Origin of the sequence: Agromyces mediolanus, assembly GCF_023715325.1 — a bacterium.
Lineage (GTDB): Bacteria > Actinomycetota > Actinomycetes > Actinomycetales > Microbacteriaceae > Agromyces > Agromyces mediolanus_A.
The window spans coordinates 1-19,752 of the sequence record NZ_JAMBNX010000003.1 but is presented as its reverse complement, the minus strand read 5'-3'; the positions used below and the strand labels follow the sequence as shown (position 1 = coordinate 19,752).

21 protein-coding genes are annotated in these 19,752 nt (G+C 68.6%); 10 read left to right on the top strand and 11 right to left on the bottom strand.

Features of this window, described 5'->3' with window-relative positions; genetic code table 11:
- Window positions 1-10: 10 nt before the first annotated feature.
- The 3 genes from M3147_RS06290 to M3147_RS06280 all read right to left on the bottom strand — a co-directional run bounded on the left by M3147_RS06290 (window position 11) and on the right by M3147_RS06280 (window position 2,190).
- Window positions 11-1,249, bottom strand: a complete 1,239-nt coding sequence (locus M3147_RS06290) for an MFS transporter (RefSeq protein WP_251202627.1) — start codon at window positions 1,247-1,249, stop codon at window positions 11-13.
- Complete coding sequence (locus M3147_RS06285) at window positions 1,242-1,628, bottom strand: ArsR/SmtB family transcription factor (RefSeq protein ID WP_076690901.1); 387 nt, start codon at window positions 1,626-1,628, stop codon at window positions 1,242-1,244. The genes M3147_RS06290 and M3147_RS06285 overlap by 8 nt, the downstream gene beginning before the upstream one ends.
- 175 nt (window positions 1,629-1,803) lie before the next feature.
- A complete protein-coding gene (locus tag M3147_RS06280; RefSeq protein ID WP_251202626.1) occupies window positions 1,804-2,190 on the bottom strand; it encodes an ArsR/SmtB family transcription factor in 387 nt (128 codons plus the stop codon).
- A gap of 185 nt (window positions 2,191-2,375) precedes the next feature.
- On the opposite strand from M3147_RS06280, the gene M3147_RS06275 reads away from it, so the two are divergent.
- On the top strand, window positions 2,376-2,555 hold the full coding sequence (locus M3147_RS06275; RefSeq protein WP_251202625.1) for a hypothetical protein: 180 nt from the start codon (window positions 2,376-2,378) through the stop codon (window positions 2,553-2,555).
- Between the two features lie 25 nt (window positions 2,556-2,580).
- Here the strand turns inward: M3147_RS06275 and M3147_RS06270 are convergent, their stop codons facing one another.
- Window positions 2,581-3,009: a pyridoxamine 5'-phosphate oxidase family protein gene (locus M3147_RS06270; RefSeq protein WP_251202624.1), complete on the bottom strand. Its 429-nt coding sequence runs from the start codon at window positions 3,007-3,009 to the stop codon at window positions 2,581-2,583.
- Window positions 3,010-3,693: 684 nt separating this feature from the next.
- Between M3147_RS06270 and M3147_RS06265 the strand changes: the two genes are divergently transcribed.
- On the top strand, window positions 3,694-5,757 hold the full coding sequence (locus M3147_RS06265; protein ID WP_251202623.1) for an MSCRAMM family protein: 2,064 nt from the start codon (window positions 3,694-3,696) through the stop codon (window positions 5,755-5,757).
- Between the two features lie 132 nt (window positions 5,758-5,889).
- On the opposite strand, the gene M3147_RS06260 is transcribed toward M3147_RS06265, so the two are convergent.
- From M3147_RS06260 to M3147_RS06250, 3 genes are all read right to left on the bottom strand, one after another.
- The gene (locus M3147_RS06260) at window positions 5,890-6,408 is read right to left on the bottom strand and encodes a GNAT family N-acetyltransferase (RefSeq protein ID WP_251202622.1); all 519 of its coding nucleotides are present in this window, start codon (window positions 6,406-6,408) and stop codon (window positions 5,890-5,892) included.
- Window positions 6,409-6,418: 10 nt separating this feature from the next.
- Entirely contained in the window at window positions 6,419-6,925 is a 507-nt protein-coding gene (locus M3147_RS06255) for a GNAT family N-acetyltransferase (protein ID WP_251202621.1), read from the bottom strand.
- Between the two features lie 91 nt (window positions 6,926-7,016).
- Window positions 7,017-7,355, bottom strand: coding sequence for a hypothetical protein (locus M3147_RS06250; protein ID WP_251202620.1), 339 nt, complete (start codon window positions 7,353-7,355; stop codon window positions 7,017-7,019).
- 62 nt (window positions 7,356-7,417) lie between these two features.
- Between M3147_RS06250 and M3147_RS06245 the strand changes: the two genes are divergently transcribed.
- On the top strand, window positions 7,418-8,182 hold the full coding sequence (locus M3147_RS06245; RefSeq protein WP_251202619.1) for an SDR family NAD(P)-dependent oxidoreductase: 765 nt from the start codon (window positions 7,418-7,420) through the stop codon (window positions 8,180-8,182).
- 25 nt (window positions 8,183-8,207) lie between these two features.
- Here the strand turns inward: M3147_RS06245 and dhaM are convergent, their stop codons facing one another.
- The 3 genes from dhaM to dhaK are packed head-to-tail and all read right to left on the bottom strand — an operon-like array spanning window position 8,208 to window position 10,587.
- Window positions 8,208-8,921 (bottom strand): dihydroxyacetone kinase phosphoryl donor subunit DhaM, encoded by a 714-nt coding sequence (gene dhaM, locus M3147_RS06240; RefSeq protein WP_251202618.1) that lies wholly within the window; start codon window positions 8,919-8,921, stop codon window positions 8,208-8,210.
- Window positions 8,922-8,924: 3 nt separating this feature from the next.
- The gene (gene dhaL / locus M3147_RS06235) at window positions 8,925-9,572 is read right to left on the bottom strand and encodes a dihydroxyacetone kinase subunit DhaL (protein WP_251202617.1); all 648 of its coding nucleotides are present in this window, start codon (window positions 9,570-9,572) and stop codon (window positions 8,925-8,927) included.
- A gap of 13 nt (window positions 9,573-9,585) precedes the next feature.
- Entirely contained in the window at window positions 9,586-10,587 is a 1,002-nt protein-coding gene (dhaK, locus tag M3147_RS06230) for a dihydroxyacetone kinase subunit DhaK (RefSeq protein WP_251202616.1), read from the bottom strand.
- 235 nt (window positions 10,588-10,822) lie between these two features.
- On the opposite strand from dhaK, the gene M3147_RS06225 reads away from it, so the two are divergent.
- Both M3147_RS06225 and glpK read left to right on the top strand, forming a co-directional pair.
- Complete coding sequence (locus tag M3147_RS06225) at window positions 10,823-11,596, top strand: MIP/aquaporin family protein (RefSeq protein WP_308201049.1); 774 nt, start codon at window positions 10,823-10,825, stop codon at window positions 11,594-11,596.
- Between the two features lie 110 nt (window positions 11,597-11,706).
- Entirely contained in the window at window positions 11,707-13,221 is a 1,515-nt protein-coding gene (glpK, locus tag M3147_RS06220; RefSeq protein ID WP_251202615.1) for a glycerol kinase GlpK, read from the top strand.
- A gap of 91 nt (window positions 13,222-13,312) precedes the next feature.
- On the opposite strand, the gene trpD is transcribed toward glpK, so the two are convergent.
- Window positions 13,313-14,365 carry an anthranilate phosphoribosyltransferase gene (trpD, locus tag M3147_RS06215; protein ID WP_251202614.1) on the bottom strand — a complete coding sequence of 351 codons (1,053 nt, stop codon included), beginning with the start codon at window positions 14,363-14,365 and terminating at the stop codon, window positions 13,313-13,315.
- Window positions 14,366-14,538: 173 nt separating this feature from the next.
- Here trpD and ctaE point away from each other — a divergent pair, with 173 nt between their 5' ends.
- The 5 genes from ctaE (at window position 14,539) to M3147_RS06190 (ending at window position 19,644) form a co-directional block, all read left to right on the top strand.
- Window positions 14,539-15,141 carry an aa3-type cytochrome oxidase subunit III gene (gene ctaE, locus M3147_RS06210; protein ID WP_251202951.1) on the top strand — a complete coding sequence of 201 codons (603 nt, stop codon included), beginning with the start codon at window positions 14,539-14,541 and terminating at the stop codon, window positions 15,139-15,141.
- A gap of 47 nt (window positions 15,142-15,188) precedes the next feature.
- A complete protein-coding gene (qcrC, locus tag M3147_RS06205; RefSeq protein ID WP_251202613.1) occupies window positions 15,189-15,980 on the top strand; it encodes a cytochrome bc1 complex diheme cytochrome c subunit in 792 nt (263 codons plus the stop codon).
- Window positions 15,981-16,019: 39 nt separating this feature from the next.
- Window positions 16,020-17,090: a cytochrome bc1 complex Rieske iron-sulfur subunit gene (gene qcrA, locus M3147_RS06200; protein ID WP_251202612.1), complete on the top strand. Its 1,071-nt coding sequence runs from the start codon at window positions 16,020-16,022 to the stop codon at window positions 17,088-17,090.
- Entirely contained in the window at window positions 17,087-18,691 is a 1,605-nt protein-coding gene (gene qcrB, locus M3147_RS06195; protein WP_251202611.1) for a cytochrome bc1 complex cytochrome b subunit, read from the top strand. The genes qcrA and qcrB overlap by 4 nt, the downstream gene beginning before the upstream one ends.
- 212 nt (window positions 18,692-18,903) lie before the next feature.
- Complete coding sequence (locus tag M3147_RS06190) at window positions 18,904-19,644, top strand: methyltransferase domain-containing protein (RefSeq protein WP_251202610.1); 741 nt, start codon at window positions 18,904-18,906, stop codon at window positions 19,642-19,644.
- Window positions 19,645-19,752 lie beyond the last annotated feature (108 nt).

Genomic DNA, 19,752 nt, shown 5'->3' with positions numbered 1-19,752 from the left:
CAGCTGAGACCTAGGCGCCCGACTGAGCGAGCTCGCTGCCTGCCGGTGAGGAGGCCCGGCGAGCACCAAGCCAGGCAAGGGCCGCGGCAGCGGTGCCGATTGCGGCGAGGACGAGGGCCACAGCCGGGAGACCGAGCAGAGCACCGAGCGTGCCCGCCAAGGGGTACGTGATGATGAAGCACGCATGCGACAGCGAGAACTGCGCAGCGAACACCGCCGGGCGAGTCCCCACGTCGGATGCCCGCCGAAGCAGTCGAGCCGACGGTGTGAGCAGCAACGAGGTCGCCGCGCCGAGGTAGAACCACGTCGCGATGAGCGCGCCCCACGTTCCAGTCGACGCAGGCATCCCGATGAAGATGGCCGCCGCGACCAACCCAACCGGAAGCGCAATAGCGCCGGCGAGCATGACCTTGAGATCACGGATCCGGTCGAGCACTTTCGGCAGCCCGAGCGCCACGACCATGGACCCGGCGCCGTAGGCGGCCAAGAGGAGCGCGACATCGGTCTGGGGCCGCCCGAGGAGCCCCTGCACGAGCACCACGGTGTTCACGATGACCATCGCCGTCGAGGTCGCCACGACGAGGTTCATCGCGAGCAGGCTCCGCAACTCCGGCGTCCGCCAGAACACGCGCACCCCGCTGGTCAGCCGTTCGAAGAAGGGAGCCGGTTCGGCAGGGGCGATCTTCGGGAACTTGGTCGCGATCACGAGCGCCGCGGACCCGATGAAGCCGAGGAAGGTGCCGACGAAAAGGTTGTTGTAGGTGATGACCGTCAGCAGCGCCGCAGCGAGCATCGGACTCACCAACGCTTCGAGGTCGTACGCGAGACGTGACAGGGACAAGGCCCGCGTGTACTGCCCCTCGTCAGGGAGCACTTCCGGAATCACCGCCTGGAAGGCGGGCGTGAACGTCGCTGACGCGGCCTGCAAGACGAAGATGAGGATGAAGATCTGCCACGCTTCGGTAACGAACGGGAGACTGATCGCGACCGCAGCACGAAGCACATCAGCTGCGATGAGGACGAGCTTGCGCGGCAGGTGACCAGTGAGCGCAGCGACGACCGGGGCGACGCCGACGTACGCCAGCATCTTGATCGTGAGCGCTGTGCCGAGAACGACGCCGGCGTCACCACCGGCGATGTCGAACGCGAGCAACCCGAGCGCAATCGTCAGTAGCCCCGTGCCAAGGAGAGCGACGACCTGAGCGCAGAAGAGCTTCGCGTACGACGGGCTCCGGAGAACCTCAAGCACCAGTGATGCTCCTCACCGGCGCAGCGGCCGGCATCGCAGCGCGATGGTGCGCCGGGTTCTGATCGAGCGCGTGCTCGGCCTGGAAGATGGCGTCGGCGACCAGCTGACGAGCGTGCTCATTCGCGAGCCGATAGAACACCCGAGTGCCCTCCTGCCGAGTCGCCACGATCCGAGCCAGGCGCAGCTTCGCGAGGTGCTGCGAAACGGCCGCCGGAGACTTGTCGACGATGTCCGCGAGATGGTTGACCGACAGCTCCTCATCGCGCAACGCGAGGATGATCCGAATGCGAGTGGCATCCGCGAGCATCGAGAACACCTCGACGGCGAGCTCAACGTACTGACTATCCGGCGACAGCCCACACTTGTTATCTGCATTCATACGCAGATAGTTGCATTAACGACGCCAAACCGCCAATCCAGGCGGACAAGTCAGAGAGTTCTGGAAGAACGAGTAACTGACTTCACCATCAGTAATTCAACACATGCAAGGAATGGGCACCACCACTCACCCGCCCCGAGCCTCTCGCTTCGCGTACGACCGGTTGCCGAGAATCTCAAGCACCCGTGATGCTCCCTACCGGCGCAATGCTCGGCATCGCGGCGCGGTGGTGCGCCGGGTTCTGGTCGAGCGCGTGCTCGGCCTGGAAGATGGCGTCGGCAACGAGCTGGCGGGCGTGCTCGTTCGCGAGCCGATAGAACACCCGCGTGCCTTCCTGCCGAGTCGCCACGATCCGCGCCAGCCGCAGCTTCGCGAGATGCTGCGAAACAGCCGCCGGCGACTTGTCGACGATGTCCGCGAGATGGTTCACCGACAGCTCCTCATCGCGCAACGCGAGGATGATCCGAATGCGTGTGGCATCAGCAAGCATCGAGAAGACCTCAACGGCCAACTCAACGTACTGACTATCCGGCGACAACCCGCACCTGTTATCTGCATTCATACGCAGATACTTACATTAAAGCGGGCCAGACCGCAAACCTGCGCTGACAAGCGTGAAATCCGGAAGAACGGATCATCCGGCTGGATACCGAACTGGCACGCCTCATCCACTGGTGCTTCGTCGATCAGTACGCAGCTGTGCGGGAGCACGTGGGAGCGTGCGTACGTCCAGATCGAAGGAGCACGATGAAGTCACTCGCTTCCGCACCGTACGAGCGCCGATCGTGGCATCGCGCCGCTGACTGGGCGGCGACGCTGGTGCTCGTCGCGGTGCTCGGCGTCGCGGCGGTGGTGCTTTCGGCGATGTCCGCGCTGCTTCCGCTGATGAGTCTTGCGCTCGCGTTCATCGGTTCGTCGCGCGGATGACTCGGCTCGCGCCGGGTACGCGGCCCTAGTCCGGGATGGGGAACGGCCCCTCCCGGACGGTCGGCGGTGCGGTCGCCAGATCGCAGGTGCGAACCCAATCAGGTCGGATCCTGAGGTAGACCTGCTCCCCTCCTCGCACTCCCCTGGAGAATCGCCGATGGTACTCCTCATCCGTTTCCGCGTCGGTCACGACGGCTGCCGTGCCCTCGATCTGGAGCGACGATCCGCCGCTGCATCCGATGACGACAGCGACGCGCGGATCGCGTTCGAGATTCGCCACCTTGCGCGAATCAGCGCGGGTCTTCACGATCAACTCGCCCGCGGGCGTCGGTGCGACGCTCACCAGCGCCGCCTCGGGGCCCTCTGCGCTGGTCGTGGCGATCACCCCGAGAGGGTTCGCCACGACGAGATGCAGGATCTCGCCGAGCTGGACTGCGGTATCGGACGCGGTCACTTGACGAGCCGCACAGCAAAGGGAGAGCGATCGTGCCGTCCGTCTTTCACACGCAACTGGTCCGACATCGAGGAGCGTCCTTTCATCAACGTCGCCATGAAAACGGCGATCTGACGTCGAAGGCTACGGGGCGCCCGCTCCCCCACCCGCCCCTCACTCAGGACCTCAGTATCCGGCCGACAAGGTGCAGTACGCATCCGGGCGGTGTGCCACGTTCTCAAGCGCACCGCGAACTCCACGCAAACCAGCCCGCCGGGTACGTAGAGCTGTCGACCTTGGTCCACCCCCGGGCGATGTCGCTCGTAGCTTGGTGTGCGGCTGACCGAGATTCGGGTTTCTCGAGCAGCCGCCGGCTCCAGTCCCGCTCTGGGACGCCGGCTGTCGCCTGCTGCGACCAGTGCCGCTCCGCCGGCACCGATGCCCATCCAGGATCGGGTCCTGGATGGGCATCATCGGCGCTCGGAACTCGTCGAACGACTGACCTCACCCGACCGAGGCGGCGTTGTCTTCGATACTGAGTGCCCGATCGCGGACGTCGAGTCATCGGCCGACGGTACTTAAGTCCTCGGCCGGCGAGCGCACATCGGACCATCGGCCCACTGAGCGCGCACCCCGGTGCAAGAGCGGTGGCTCCTGAAGTGGTGTCTTGGAAGGACCCGATCCATCCCGAGGAGCTCCGCAGCCATGCCCAAGAACTCTCACACCACCCCTGCCCGCCCGCCCGCGGTACGTGGGCGCCCACGATGGGCCCTCTGCATCGCCGCGCTCGTCGCGGCGTTGATCCCCGCGATCGGGGTGGCGTCCTCCGCCACCGCGGCGCCGCCACCCGCGAGCTTTCTCGAGGTCACCGGATGCGAACTCGGCGACGGCGCTTCGCCGACCGTGTACGTGGATCCGACGTGGCTCGCCTCGGTACCCGAAGGCGCCGTCGTCACGCTGCACGGCTCCGAACCGGACCAGCTCAACTTCTACGATGCCGCGACCTCGACCTGGACTGGACGGCCGATCGACGGCTCGACGATCGGTGCACCGCAATGCACCGGCGTGAAGTCCAACGGGACGATCACGTCCCCGGAGTGGTCGTACTGCCTGAATCACAATCTCAAGGTCTGCAGCACATCGGTGTATCAGCGGGTCGCGAGCGTTCCGGTGAACTCCCAGACCGGTGCGGTGACTCCGGCGTTCACGAACGACACGACACCCCTGACTGCGGTGCGCTACGCGCAGATCAACTGGCTCGCAACCCACGCCGGCACCGGTGGGTCGGCCGATCGGCAGTCGCTGGCCTGGGCCATCTGGTGCGTGGCGAACCAGATCCCGGACGGCGCGACCCCCGGCTTCGAGCCGTACAACGGAGCGTATGTGCCGACGACCGGGGGCGCGAAGACGACGTGGGACCACTGTCCCATCGACCTCTCGCGCACCAAGACCCCGACGAATGTGTACACGAACGACGGCGGAGACCGCGTGCTCTCGCCGGCCTGGAAGCGACTCGCAGCGGACGGCGACGCAGCAAGCCCGACGAACAACAACTGGGCGGCCGTGTCCGTCGACGCCGCGGCGGAGCTGCCCTCCATCGAGATCAGCGGGCCGAGCGGTCCCGTCGCCGATGGCCAGCGGATCCCGTTCACGATCACGATCTCCACCGATCAGGTCAACCTCGATGTCCCCGCCGGCCAAAGCGCGTCGCTCTGCGCGGACGACACGAGCGGCGCCATCATCGACGGGCGCTTCCTCTACTTCCCGAACCCCGCAGCGGTGAACACCGCGAACGTGTGCCTCGAGGGCCAGGCTGCCGACACCACCGCCATGCTCGGGATCAGCATCGCCTACCTGGCGGACGGCGACGCCGCCCTCTACTCGGGCGATCCCGCATGTCAGGGACTCATCCAGATCGGCGATAAGCGCTCCAGCGCCACCGCGAGGATCGCGCAAACCACGACGGGCTCCCTCCGCGTGCACAAGCGGGATGCCGACGATGCGGCCAAGTCCCTCGCCGGCGCCGTGTTCGAACTCCATGATGCCGAAGGGGTGACGGTCGCTACGCTGACCACGGACGCATCGGGCGATGCGATCGCCACGGACCTCTCCCCCGGCTCGTACCAGCTCATCGAGATCACCGCCCCGAACGGCTACCTCCTCGACGGAACACCCCGCGCGGTCGAGGTCCCGGGCGACCGCGATGTGACCATCGAGGTGGCGAACACTGCAACGGCCGAGCTCGGTGGATTCGCCATCACGAAGCACGTCACCGGCGATGGAGCACCACTGATTCCCGCGGACACCGAGTACCGCGTCGACTACGTCTACGAACTGAACGGCACCCCCACCGTCGGCACGCTCCGCCTGCAGGACGGCGCCACCGAGCACGTCGACGGCATCCCCGCCGGCACGGTGGTCACGCTCACGGAGGAAACGCCCAGCCCGATCGATGGCGTCGAATACCTCGGTGCACGGTTCAGCGGGGCGGGGGTCACTCCCTCGGAGGCTGGGGCGACCATCACCATCGCTGGGAGCACGACGGTCGAGGTCGCCCTCGAGAACCCGACCAGTTCCCAGCCGGCCAGCACTCCCCCGCCGCCGACTTCTTCAGCGGGCGGCCACTCCGGAGCCCCCACCAGCGATCTCGCGGAGACCGGCACGCTCGTCGCGGCGTTCGTGGTCCCAGCAGTCCTGCTGCTGGTGGTCGGCGGCACCGCGATGGTCCTGGCGCGCCACCGGCGCAGGGCGTCGTCCGTGCGGAAGTAGCTCTCCTGTGCGGCGAGGCGCCTCGGCGCCTCGCCGCACATGAACCGACCTCGGAGTGCTTCCCCCAAGCCGCCTGGCTCACTGCGGCTGATCGCGACGGCGCGCCTGGCGCGCCGTCTCAGCGGTTCATTCTCAGACCGTCGGCTGCCCGCTGATCCCGCGCGGTCCCCGCTCCCCGAGCGGCTTCCGCATCTGCTGGGTGGTCACCGCGTACCCGCTCGACGAGTACAGCCCGATCGCCGCAGTATTGCTGCCGAAGACGTTGAGCTCGAGCGCTTCGGCCCCGGCCGCGAGCGCCGCCTCCTCGACCGCCGCGAGCAGCGCGCGTCCGAGGCCAGAGCCACGTCGCCCCTCCACGATCTCGAAGTCGTACAGGAAGGCGACGCCAGGCGCGCCCCGCGGGTGGTCGAGACCGACCCAGGCGCGCCCCACCGGCTCGCCGAGTTCGTCCACACCGCGCAGGAGCAGCATGCGAGGTGTCTCAGAGCCCTCCGGCAATCGGACGCTATTCTCCGCACGGGCACGCTCGACCGAACCGTCTGCAGACCAGGCGCCACTGGCCACCTGCTCGGCCGCGTACTCGCCTGCGATCGTCGACTGCCAGGCCTCGTACTCCTCGGGCGTCATCGCCCGCACTGTCACCGCGCTCATCGCCTCATCGTCACACAGCTGGGCTCCGGAACACCCAGACCGCCGAATCTTCGACGTGCCCACGGGGGTACTCGAACGCTTCCACTCCGGCGAGCTCGAACCCCGCCTTGCGGCAGATCGCACCGGATGCCTCGTTCGTCAGCCGCGGGTACGCATAGATCGCGATCGCAGGATGGTGCCGTCGCACCTCGGCGATGAGCGCGCGGAGCGCAGCCGTCGCGATACCGCGCCCCTGATGCGCCGACTCGACGGCCCAACCTGCCTCGACGGCCGCCTCCCCGTGGTGATCGTGCGGCCAATAGCCGATGGACCCGACCCCCTCCGGGTGCCCGGCGACGACGATGCGGAACATGCGGGCGGTGCCGTCGCGCCACTCCCCCAGGTACCGCGCATGACGTCGCTCAACAGCCTCGGGCGCCTCAGGTCCGCCCAGGTGGGCGGTCATCTCGGTCGTGTTGCTGCGCTGCAGCGTGGCGAGATCGCCATCCGACCAGCGTTGGAGTCGCACCTCAGTCATGTCGCCAGTGAAGCACCGGCCACGGACACGTCGACGTGCGAAACGGAGGTTCGAATCCGCAACCCATGGCGTCCGCGCAGCGCGCGACCGTTCATCCCGCCGAGGCGCGCTGCTCGTAGCGCTCCAGCCGGCGACCGTGCGCCGGCATCCCCAGCTCGTTCAGCGGCCCGGTCGTCGCCCGCTCGGGCAGACGCTCAGACGTAGGGCACGTCATGACGATGTTGCCCGAGAGATCGTCGAAGGTGTGCTCGAAGATCGCATGACCGCAGACCGGACACGGTCGGGTCCGGAGCTCGGCGGCATCTTCCTGCTCGAGGCCGCCGGTCGCGAGCGGGGCGCCGAAGATCGGCTCGAGCGCGGAATCCACTCGATCGAAGAACCTGGTGAAAGCGTTGCCGTCGCCTGGGCGGCTCGCTGCGTCGCGTGCCATGGCCGGATGCTACGCCTCGACGCCGCGCGCCGCCACCCCGCCGCGCTGCCTAGGCTGGACGCATGACGTCCGACGCCACCACGACCCCTGCGACCATCATCACCGGCGGCAGCCGCGGGATCGGCCGGGCCATCGCTGAGCGGCTCGCGGGGAAGGGTCACGCGCTTCTGCTCACCTATCGCACGCGCGCGACCGAGGCGCAGGAGCTCGCTTCACGCCTCCGCGACACCGGCGCCCGGGTCGAACTCCTCCAGGTCGACCTGGCCGACCTCGACGAGGCCGCACAGATCGTGCCGACCGCGATCGAACAGTTCGGCACCGTGACCGGGCTCGTCAACAACGCGGGGATCACGGGACGGATCGGCGGGTTCCTCGACGTGCCGCTCGAGGAGAGCGAGCTCGTCTTCCGCGTGAACGTGCTCGCGCCGCTCGTCATCACGCAGCAGGCGATCCGGCACATGTCGACCGAGCTGGGCGGCCGAGGCGGCTCGATCGTGAACATCTCCTCCGGCGCCGCGACGAGCGGCTCCCCGAACCGCTACGTGCCGTACTCGATGAGCAAGGCCGCCCTGAATGTGCTGACGCTCGGCACCGCCAAGGAGTTCGCGCGCGCCGGGGTGCGCGTGAACACCGTCTCCCCCGGCACCACGCGCACCGAGATCCACGCGGATGCCGGCCGGCCGAACGCGCCGGAGGAGCGCGCGGCATCCATCCCGATGGGTCGCGCCGGCGAGCCGCACGAGATCGCCGGCGCCGTCGACTACTTGCTGTCCGACGACTCGAGCTACACGACGGGCACGGACATCCGCATCAGCGGCGGCAACTGACACCGCGCGGCGCGTACGCCGCCGGTCACGCCTCCCCGAACCCGGACTCGATGAGCTCGGCGAGGGCTTCGACGGCGGGCCCGCCCTCGGGATCCGCGCTCGCGATCACGACCTCGGCCCCCTTCGTCAGCCCCATCGCCATGATCGCGAGCAGGCTCTTCGCATCGGTGCCGTTCACCGTCACCGGTTGAGCGAAGGTGCTCGCGAGCTTCACCAGCTCGGCGGCGGGGCGCGCGTGCAGCCCGTCCGCATTGCGGAGGCGCACCGTGCGCCGCGGCCCGGACACACCCGCCTCCGATGCCGGTCCCGGCCCAGGACCAGCGGATGCCTCGTCGCGCTCCGGCACGCCGCCGCCGGCGCTGCGCGCTGCGGCGGCCACCGCGTCGAGGCCGTCTCCCGCCTGCGCCGCCACCGCCGCCGCCACGCCGCCCTCGACGATCGGCGCATCCACGATGTGTACGCGTTCGCGTACGGCATCGTCGAGGAAGTCGAGCGCCGTCTCCGCGGTGAGGATCGCCGAGCCGAGGTCGCAGAGCACGACGACGCCGCGCCCGGCATCCGCCTCGGCGATCGCCGCGCTCACACGGTCGAAGCTCGTGCCGATCCGCCCGTCGTCCGTTCCGCCGGCGGCGACGAGCGCCGTCTCCGGAGCCATCTGGCCGGCCAACTCCACGAGCCCCTCTGCGATCTTCGCGGAGTGCGAGACGAAGACGAGGCCCACTCGACCCTCGGAGCCCACCCTTCAGTCCCCCGCCGCCGCGTCCGCGGCGTCCGCCGCAGCGCGCAGCAGCAGTGCCGTCGACTCCGCCCCGGGATCGCGATGCCCCGCGGAGCGTTCCCCGAGATAGCTCGCTCGTCCCTTCCTCGCCACGAGCGGCTCAGTCGCCTCAGCACCGGCCTCGGCCGCGCTCGCCGCAGCTTCGAGGACGGTGCGGGCATCGGCCCCGGAGTCCGCGGCGGCATCAGCGGCCTCGACCGCCGGGGTCCAGGCGTCCACCATCGTCTTGTCGCCGGACTCGGCCTTGCCGCGCGCGACGATCCCGTCACGCGCGGCGGTGAGCACCGCCGCGATCGCCGGGCCGTCGAGCGACGTCGCCGATCCCGCCGCCATCGCGCCCTTGAGGTAGGCCGTGCCGTACAGCGGCCCCGCCGCGCCGCCGACCGTCGAGATCAGCGTCGTGGCGACGAGTTTCAGTACGTCGCCCGGTGTCGATCCGGCGGCGAGATCGTCGAGCTTCGGAAGCACGGCCTCAAAGCCGCGATCGAGGTTCTCGCCGTGGTCCCCGTCGCCGATCTCCCGATCGAGCGCGATGAGCCTCGTGCGATGCTCGGCGACGGTGTCCGCGCTCCGGCGCACCCAGTCGACCGCCCAGGTGATGTCCAACCCCACGTCCAGCCCCTCTCTACCGGCCCCAGCGGAGCGCAGCCGTCTGCACGGGCGCGTCCCAGAGCTCGACCATCTCGTCGTCGAGCTTCAGCAGCGTGATCGACATGCCCTGCATCTCGAGCGAGGTGATGTAGTTGCCGACGAGTGAGCGGGTGACCTCGATGCCGCGCTCTCGGAGCGCCTCGGCTGCCCGTCGATAGGCGAGATAGAGCTCCACCTGCGGCGTGCCGCCCATCCCGTTGACGAAGAGGAGCGTCCGCTCACCCGACGCGTACGGGAGGTCCTCGAGGATGGGGGCGAGCAGCCGATCCACGAGCCGATCGGCCGGCTCGAGTTTGATGCGCTCGCGTCCCGGCTCACCGTGGATGCCGATACCGATCTCGATCTCGTCCTCGGCGAGCGTGAAGCTCGGCTCGCCCGCGTGCGGGACAGTGCAGGGCGTGAGTGCGAGGCCCATCGAGCGGGCGTTCGCGTTCACCCGCTCCGCCATTTCGGCGACCTGCTCGAGCGAGTCGCCCCGCTGCGCGGCAGCGCCGGCGATCTTCTCGACCAGCACGGTGCCCGCGACCCCCCGCCGACCGGCGGTGTACAGCGAGTCCTTCACCGCGACGTCGTCGTTCGTGACGACGGCGCGGACCTCGATGCCCTCGGCCGCGGCCAGATCGGCGGCGGTCTCGAAGTTCAGCACGTCGCCCGTGTAGTTCTTCACGATGTGGAGCACGCCGGCTCCCCCGTCGACCGCTTTCGTCGCGGCGAGGATCGGGTCGGGCGTCGGCGAGGTGAAGACGGCGCCGGGGACGGCGGCGTCGAGCATGCCGTAGCCCACGTAGCCCGCGTGCAGCGGCTCGTGGCCGCTGCCGCCGCCGCTGACGAGTCCGACTTTGCCGGCGACCGGCGCATCGGCTCGCACGACGAAGATCGGGTCGTACTCCACACGCACCAGATCGGCGTGGGCGGCCGCGAAGCCCGCCACGGACTCGTCGACCACGCGCTTCGGGTCGTTGATGATCTTCTTCACCGCAAATCCCTTCCCCGCAGGGCCGCGCGGCGTCGCGCAGAGGGCACCGACGCCGCAACGGCAGTACCGCCAACCTACGCCCCACCGAGCAGTTCCGGTAAGGGGTCTCCGGTGAATCGTCCGGAACGCGCGGGAGGGAGCGCTCTTCCCCCGCGCCCGACTCTGTGACTAGGGTGAGCACTATCACCGCCCTTGGGCGCGGCCCGCGGGCTCAGCGAAAGGATGGGTAGTCAACGTGGACAATCTCGGGGTCTTGTTCCTCGCGGAGCTCGTCGGCACGGCGATGCTCGTACTGCTCGGCTGTGGCGTGGTCGCCAACGTCGCACTCGTGCGCACCAAGGGATTCAACGGCGGGTTCCTCATGGTCAACTTCGGCTGGGGCCTCGCGGTCTTCGCCGGTGTGGTCGTGTCGTACGCCTCCGGCGCGCACATCAACCCGGCGGTCACGCTCGGCCTCGTCGCGAACGGCGCGACCGAGTTCGGCAACGCCGCGATGGGAACGACGGTGGCGGTCTCGTTCCTGAGCGTCATCACCTACATCGGTGCGCAGCTGATCGGTGCCATCATCGGCGCCGTGCTCTGCTGGCTCGCGTACAAGCAGCACTTCGACGAGGAGCCCGAGCCGGCGAACAAGCTCGGCGTGTTCTCGACCGGGCCGGCGATCCGCTCCTACGGCTGGAACCTCGTCACCGAGATCATCGGCACCTTCGTGCTGGTCTTCGTCGTGATCGGCTTCGGCCGCAACGGCGACGCCTCCGGCCTCGCGGCCCTCGGCGCCCTCCCTGTCGCGCTCCTCGTGATCGGAATCGGCGCCTCCCTCGGTGGCCCGACCGGCTACGCGATCAACCCGGCCCGTGACCTCGGCCCGCGCATCGCGCACGCCATCCTGCCGATCAAGGGCAAGGGGTCGAGCGACTGGAGCTACTCCTGGGTGCCGATCGTGGGCCCGATCATCGGCGGAGTCCTCGCCGGCTGGGCCGCGATCTTCGCCCTGCCGCTCCTCGGCTGAACGTTCGGGGCCGTCCTCGCCGAGGGCGGCCCCGAGTCGTTCCGCCACCTGTACCTCAGCACGAACACGACGGCGGCCGCCGGGCGGCGGTCGCGAGAGGAGCCATTTCCATGGCCGACTACATCCTGTCGATCGATCAGGGCACCACGAGCACCCGTGCGATCATCTTCGACAAGTCCGGCTCGATCGTTTCGACCGGGCAGCTCGAGCACGAGCAGATCTTCCCGCGCGCGGGTTGGGTCGAGCACGACCCCATGGAGATCTGGAACAACACCCGCGAGGTCATCGGCCAGGCCCTCGGCAAGGCCGATCTCACCCGCCACGACATCGCCGCGGTCGGCATCACGAATCAGCGTGAGACCGCCGTGGTCTGGGACAGGCACACCGGACGGCCCGTCTACAACGCGATCGTCTGGCAGGACACGCGTACGCAGTCCATCGTCGACCGTCTCGCCGCGGACGGCGGCGTCGAGCGGTTCAAGCAGGACGTGGGACTCCCCCTGGCCACCTACTTCTCGGGCACCAAGATCGTCTGGATCCTCGAGAACGTCGAGGGTGCCCGCGAGAAGGCCGAGGCGGGCGATCTGCTGTTCGGCACCACCGACTGCTGGGTGCTCTGGAACCTCACCGGCGGCGCCGACGGCGGCGTGCACGCCACCGACGTCACCAACGCGAGCCGCACCCTCTTCATGGATCTCGAGACGTTGAGCTGGCGCGACGACATCCTCGAAGCCTTCGGGGTACCCCGCTCGATGCTCCCGGAGATCAAGAGCTCCTCCGAGGTCTACGGAACCGTCGAACCGTCGAGCCTGCTGCGCGAGGTGCCGGTGGCCGGCATCCTCGGCGACCAACAGGCCGCGACGTTCGGCCAGGCGGCCTTCGACCCGGGCGAGTCGAAGAACACCTACGGCACCGGCAACTTCCTGATCTTCAACACCGGCACCGAGATCGTGCACTCGAAGAACGGCTTGCTCACCACGCTCGGCTACCAGCTCGGCGACGCAGAGCCGCACTACGCCCTCGAGGGATCGATCGCCGTCACTGGTTCGCTCATCCAGTGGCTGCGCGACAACCTCGGGCTCATCTCGAGCGCGCCGGAGGTCGAGGAGCTCGCGAAGAGCGTCGAGGACAACGGCGGTGCGTACTTCGTGCCGGCGTTCTCAGGTCTATTCGCGCCATACTGGCGGCCCGATGCCCGCGGCGCGCTCGTCGGCCTCACCCGCTACGTGAACAAGGGCCACATCGCCCGCGCCGCGCTCGAGGCGACCGCGTTCCAGACACGCGAGGTGCTGGACGCGGTGAACGCGGACTCCGGCGTCGAGCTCAGCGAGCTGAAGGTCGACGGCGGCATGATCGCGAACAACACGCTCATGCAGTTCCAGGCCGACATCCTGGGCGTCCCGGTGGTACGGCCGGTCGTCGCCGAGACCACGGCGCTCGGCGCGGCCTACGCCGCCGGCCTCGCCGTCGGCTTCTGGTCGGGACTCGACGACCTTCGCGCCAACTGGCAGGAGGATCGGCGCTGGGAGCCGAAGATGGATGCCGAGGAGCGCGAGCGCGAGCTGCGGCTCTGGAAGAAGGCCGTCACCAAGACCCTCGACTGGGTCGACGAGGACGTGCGCTGACGAGCCGTCGCCACACGGCCACCCGGCAACGACGAGGATGCCCCGCACGCTCGTGCGGGGCATCCGCCTGCCGGTCTGCGAGGGTCGTGCGTCAGCGCTGCGTCGCCGCGACCCACTCGCCGAGCTTGCGCTCGGCGGCGCCCGAATCGATCGCCTCTTCGGCGACGGCCATCTTGTCGCGGAAGCGGTCGATGATCGCCCGCTGCACCTGCGACGGGTCCTTCGCCAGTTCGAAGGCCACGAGACCGGCGGCCGCGTTCAGCACGACGATGTCGCGGATCGGACCGCGCTCCCCCGCGAAGACGCGATGCACGATCTCGGCGTTGTGCGCCGCATCGCCGCCGACGAGGGCACTGATGTCGGCGCGCGCGATGCCGAGGTCCCTGGGGTCGAGGTCGTGCTCCTTGACGGTGCCGAGGGACACCTCCCAGATGTGCGAGTGGCCGGTCGTCGTGAGCTCGTCGAGCCCATCGTCGCCGCGGAACACGAGAGCGGTGGCGCCCCGGGTCTGGAACACGCCGACGATGAGGGGCACCCGGTCGAGGTGCGCGACGCCGACGGCGGATGCCTCGGGCCGCGCCGGGTTGCAGAGCGGGCCGAGGAAGTTGAACACCGTCGGCACCCCGAGCTGCGAGCGCACCGGTCCGGCGTGGCGGAAGCCCGGGTGGAATGCCCCGGCGAAGGCGAAGGTGATGCCCGACTCGCCGAGCACTTCGGCGACCCGTTCAGCCGGGAGGGAGAGGTCGATGCCGAGGGCCGCGAGGACGTCGGAGGAACCTGAGGCGCTGCTCGCCGCCCGGTTGCCGTGCTTGATCACGGGGACCCCGGCGGAGGCGGCGATGACTGACGCCATCGTCGAGACGTTCACGGTGCCGAAGCGATCGCCACCGGTGCCAACGATGTCGAGCGCCATCGGGTCGACCGCGAGCGGCAGGGCGTGTTCGAGGATCGCGTCGCGGAAGCCGACGATCTCGTCGACGGTCTCACCCTTCACCCGGAGCGCCACGAGGAATCCGGCGAGCTGCGCCTCCCCCGCTTGCCCGGTCATCACCTGTTCCATGCACCAGGCGGCGTCCGACACGCTGAGGTCTTCGCCCTCCAGAAGGGCGCTGATGATCGCGGGCCAGGTGCGTTGATCCGTCATGGCTTCGATCCTACTGGCGCGGATTCACGGTGAATTCCCGGGGATCGCGCAGCGCAACTGAGGGTGACCTTACTTCAATGGTCTGACACGGCTTGCCCTCCTGACGAAAACTCAGCGCTGGTTTCAGCCATAATGGAGGGGTGACGAGCACCTCTATCACTCCTCAGGCGAGCATGCCCGTGATCAATCGGCCCAACACCGTGGCGGTGGGGACGATCGTCTGGCTCGGCAGCGAGGTCATGTTCTTCGCTGGCCTCTTCGCTATCTACTTCACGCTGCGGTCGACGTCGCCCGAGCTCTGGACGTTCGAGGCAGGTCGCCTGAACTTCCCGTTCGCGCTGACCAACACGATCATCCTCGTGCTGTCGAGCTTCGCGTGCCAGTTCGGCGTCTTCGCTGCTGAGCGCATGCAGCCCTACATGACCGGCGCCTGGTACAACCCGGTCAAGTGGGGCATGGTCGAGTGGTTCTTCCTCACCTACGCCATGGGCTCGGTGTTCGTCGCCGGCCAGATCTGGGAGTACGCGCAGCTCGTGAGCGAGGGCATCGCGATCGACTCGAACGCCTACGGCTCGGCGTTCTACCTGACGACCGGCTTCCACGGTCTCCACGTCACCGGCGGTCTCATCGCGTTCCTGCTCGTCATCGGACGCGTCTTCGCGGTCAAGAACTTCGGCCACAAGGAAGCGACGAGCGCCATCGTCGTCTCGTACTACTGGCACTTCGTCGATGTCGTCTGGATCGGCCTCTTCCTCGTGATCTACGTGCTCAAGTGATCACCCCGAAACGTCGACGCAGCATGTCCGAGAACAGAAAGAGCCCTATGAACCGCCAGAAGCGACGCACCGGCCGCCGGCACCCGCTCGCCACCGTCGCCCTTCTCGCACTTGGACTGGTCTTCACCGGCGGCGCCTACGCGGCGTTCAGCACCGGCACGGCCCAGGCCGAGTCCAGCGCCAACTCGCAGCAGACGATCGACGAGGGCAAGAAGCTCTTCCAGGCGAACTGCGCGACCTGCCACGGGCTCGCCGCCCAGGGCACCACGGACGGCCCGAGCCTCGTCGGCGTCGGCGCCGCGGCGGTCGACTTCCAGGTCGGCACCGGCCGTATGCCGATGCAGATGCAGGGCCCGCAGGCCCAGAAGAAGCCGGTGCAGTTCACCGATGAGCAGGTGAAGCAGCTCGCCTACTACGTGGCGTCGCTCGGCCCGGGCCCGGATATCCCCGCCGACCACCTCACCAACGGCGGCGGCGACGCCGCGAACGGTGCGGAGCTCTTCCGCATCAACTGCGCCATGTGCCACAACGTGGCCGGCGCGGGCGGCGCGCTCACCGAGGGCAAGTTCGCTCCCGCGCTGACGGATGTCACGGGCGTGCACATCTACGAGGCCATGGTCACCGGCCCGCAGAACATGCCGGTGTTCAACGACATGAACATCTCGCCCGAGGACAAGCGCGACATCATCACGTACCTGAAGTACGTGCAGGACAATCGCTCGCCCGGCGGCTTCGAGCTCGGCTCGATCGGCCCGGTCGCGGAGGGTCTGTTCATCTGGATCTTCGGTCTCGGCTCGCTGGTCGCGATCACCGTGTGGATCACGGCGAAGTCCAACTGACGCACCCCCGGCATCGAAGAAGCTTCACAAAGGAGAACCATGGCTCAGGACGACCACAGCGGCACGGAGATCGCCGCTGCCGACTCGTCGCACGCCGCGCCCGCCGCTTCGCCGGGCACCGCGCTCATCGCCCCCGACTCGTTCGAGAACCCGGGCTTCCCGCCCCACCGCCCGCGCGTCACCGATGAGGACCCGAAGCGCGAGAAGCGTGCCCAGCGCACGGTCTACACGCTCTTCTACCTGTCGATCCTCGGCAGCGTGTGGGCGATCGCCGCGTACATGCTCTTCCCGATGGAGTCGAACAACGTCGGCGACGTCCGACTGAACAACCTCTTCATCGGCCTCGGTGCGACGCTCGCCCTGCTCGGCATCGGCTTCGGCGCGGTGCACTGGGCGAAGTCGCTCATGTACGACGTGGAGCTCGTCGACGAGCGCCACCCGATCGGCGGCTCCCCCGAGACGCAGGCCGCCGCGGTCAAGGTCTTCCAGGACGCCGACCGCGAGTCGGGCTTCTCCCGTCGCGCGGTCATCCGCAACAGCCTCATCGGGGCGCTGCTGGTCTTCCCCCTGCCCGCCGTCGTGCTGTTCCGCGGCCTCGCTCCGCAGGACCAGAACCCGATCGAGCTGCTCAGCCACACGATGTGGAAGAAGGGCACGCGTCTCGCGCTCGACCCCTCCGGCGCCCCGATCAAGGCGTCCGACGTCACCATGGGCAGCGCCTTCCACGTCATCCCCGAGGGCCTCCAGGACCTCGAGCACGGCAAGCTCGACGAGAAGGCCAAGGCCGCCGTCCTGCTCATGCGCCTCGATCCGAAGGACCTCAACGAGCTGCCCGAGCGCAAGACCTGGTCGTACGACGGCATCGTCGCGTACTCCAAGATCTGCACGCACGTCGGCTGCCCGGTGGCCCTCTACGAGCAGCACACGCACCACCTGCTGTGCCCCTGCCACCAGTCGCAGTTCGACGTCGCGAACCACTGCGAGGTCATCTTCGGTCCGGCCAAGCGGCCGCTGCCGCAGTTGCCGATCGCCGTCGACGACGAGGGCTACCTCATCGCGCAGAGCGACTTCACCGAACCTGTCGGCCCGAGCTTCTGGGAGCGTCATTGAGCACCGCAACCACCAACGCCCCGCAGAAGCGGTCGTTCACCGCGGCGGCGTCCGTCTATGTCAACGAACGCACGAGCGTCGCGGGCTTCGTCAAGGAGCTCGGCCGCAAGGCCTTCCCCGACCACTGGTCGTTCCTGCTCGGTGAGGTCGCGCTCTTCGCCTTCGTGGTCGTGCTCATCTCGGGCACGTTCCTGACCTTCTTCTTCCAGGCCTCGATGGCCGAGGTGCACTACAACGGCTCCTACGTGCCGCTGAAGGGCGTCGAGATGTCGGTCGCCATGGCGTCGACGCTCGACATCTCCTTCGACATCCGCGGTGGCCTCTTCGTCCGGCAGATGCACCACTGGGCCGCGCTGCTCTTCGTCGCCGCCATCGGCCTGCACATGCTCCGCATCTTCTTCACCGGTGCGTTCCGCAAGCCGCGCGAGCTGAACTGGGTGATCGGCTTCGTGCTCTTCATCCTCGCGATGGCCGAGGGCTTCACGGGCTACTCGCTCCCCGACGACCTGCTCTCGGGCAACGGCCTCGCGATCATCAACGGCATGATCAAGGGCTTCCCGTTGGTCGGCACGTGGATGTCGTTCCTGCTGTTCGGCGGCGAGTTCCCCGGCACCGACATCGTCGGCCGCCTCTACACGCTGCACATCCTGCTGCTGCCCGCGCTCGTGGTCGCCTTCGTGGCGCTCCACCTCGTCTTCGTGGTCGTGCACAAGCACACGCAGTACGCCGGACCGGGCAAGACCCCGGGCAACGCGGTCGGCCCGCCCATCCTCCCGGTGTACGCGGCCAAGGCCGGCGGCTTCTTCTTCATCGTCTTCGGTGTGCTCGCGCTCATCGCGTCGCTGTTCACGATCAACCCGATCTGGAACTACGGCCCGTACGACCCGTCGCCCGTGTCGGCCGGTACCCAGCCCGACTGGTACATCGGCTTCGCCGACGGCGCCCTGCGACTCATCCCGCCGGGCTGGGAGTTCGTCTGGCTCGACCGCACCTGGTCCTTCAACATCCTGGTGCCCATCATCGCGATCGGCGTGTTCATCGTCCTCGCCCTGATGTACCCGTTCATCGAGGCCTGGGTGAAGGGCGACAAGCGCGAGCACCACATCGCGGACCGTCCGCGCAACGCCCCCACCCGCACCGCGATCGGCGCTGCCGGCGTCACCTTCTACGCGGGCCTCTGGGCCGCGGCGAGCTCCGACCTCCTCGCGACGCACTTCTCGCTGACCATGGAGGGCGTGATCCACGCGCTCCAGGCCGTGGTCATCCTCGGGCCGTTCGTGGCGTACTTCATCACGAAGCGCGTCTGCATCGCCCTGCAGAAGAAGGACCGCGAGATCGTGCTGCACGGCTTCGAGTCGGGTCGCATCGTCAAGCTCCCCGGTGGCGAGTTCATCGAGGTGCACGAGCCGCTCGACGAGTACGAGCGGTGGCGCCTCGTCAGCTTCGAGACCTACGAGCCGCTCATGCTGCGCCCGAACTCGCGCGGCAAGATCACCTTCGGTCAGCGTCTGCGTGCCGGCATGTCGCGCTGGTTCTTCGAGGACCGGATCGCTCCGGTCACGAAGGGCGAGCTCGAGGCCGGTCACGGCGAGCACCACTGAGCCGACCCGCTCAGCATCAGCTCGGGCACCGTATGACCATTCAGACCCTGTCTGAGTGGCTGCGGTGCCCGAGCTGTTTCGCGTCCCCGCTCGAGGCCCGCCCGCCGCTCCAGCTGAGCTGCCCGAACGGCCACGCCTTCGACGCGAACAAACGCGGCTACCTGACTGCGCTGGGGCCCGCCTCATCCGGCCTACGCGGTGATGATGCCGCGATGCTCGATGCCCGCGCGCTCGTGCACGAGGCGGGATTCTTCGATCCCCTCAAACGCGAACTCGCGGCAGTGCTGCGCGAGGCGCCACTGCGCGCTGCTCCGCGGGTGCTCGACGCCGGCTGCGGCACGGGGCACTACACCGAGCTCGCCCTCGAGGTGTTCGAGGCATCGGACACCGAAGTCCGCTCGGCGCGGGTGCTCGCGATGGACCTCTCCCCCGCGGCGGTGCTGCGGACCGTCCGCCGCCGGCCGGCCGCCGTCAACGGCCTCGTCGCCGACACTTGGCAGCCGCTGCCCATCCGCGACGGCTCGATCGACGTCGTGCTCGACGTCTTCGCGCCGCGCAACGCGAGCGAGTTCCGTCGCATCCTGCGGCCGGGTGGGATGCTGCTCGTCGTCGTGCCTCGACCTGAGCACCTGCTTGAGCTCCGCGCCGATGGTCGCGTGCTGCAGATCCCCGAGGGGAAGGCGGCCGCCCTCGTCGAGGAGCTCGAGCCGGACTTCGGGCTCCGCACCGAGCGGTTCGTCGACGCACGCTTCGCCCTCGACCAGGATGCCGCAGCTGACGACGCGCTCGCGGCCGCGATCATCGGGATGGGCCCGTCGGCCCATCATCGGAGCACCGAGCGTGCAGCGGACGTTCAGGCTCTCCCTGATGCCATCACCCTGGCGGTTGACGTGCTCGCCTTCGAGGCGGTCGGCGAAGGGCGCGGTCCCGGCGGTGGAGCTGGTACCGAGTAGGAGTCGAGCTCGCCCGGGAGCGCGCGTCTGCGCCAGTTCGGTGTCGTTGCGCCACCCGAGGTGGCGCGTGGAGCACGAAGTGGCGCAGGCGGTGGCGCGGGCTGCGCG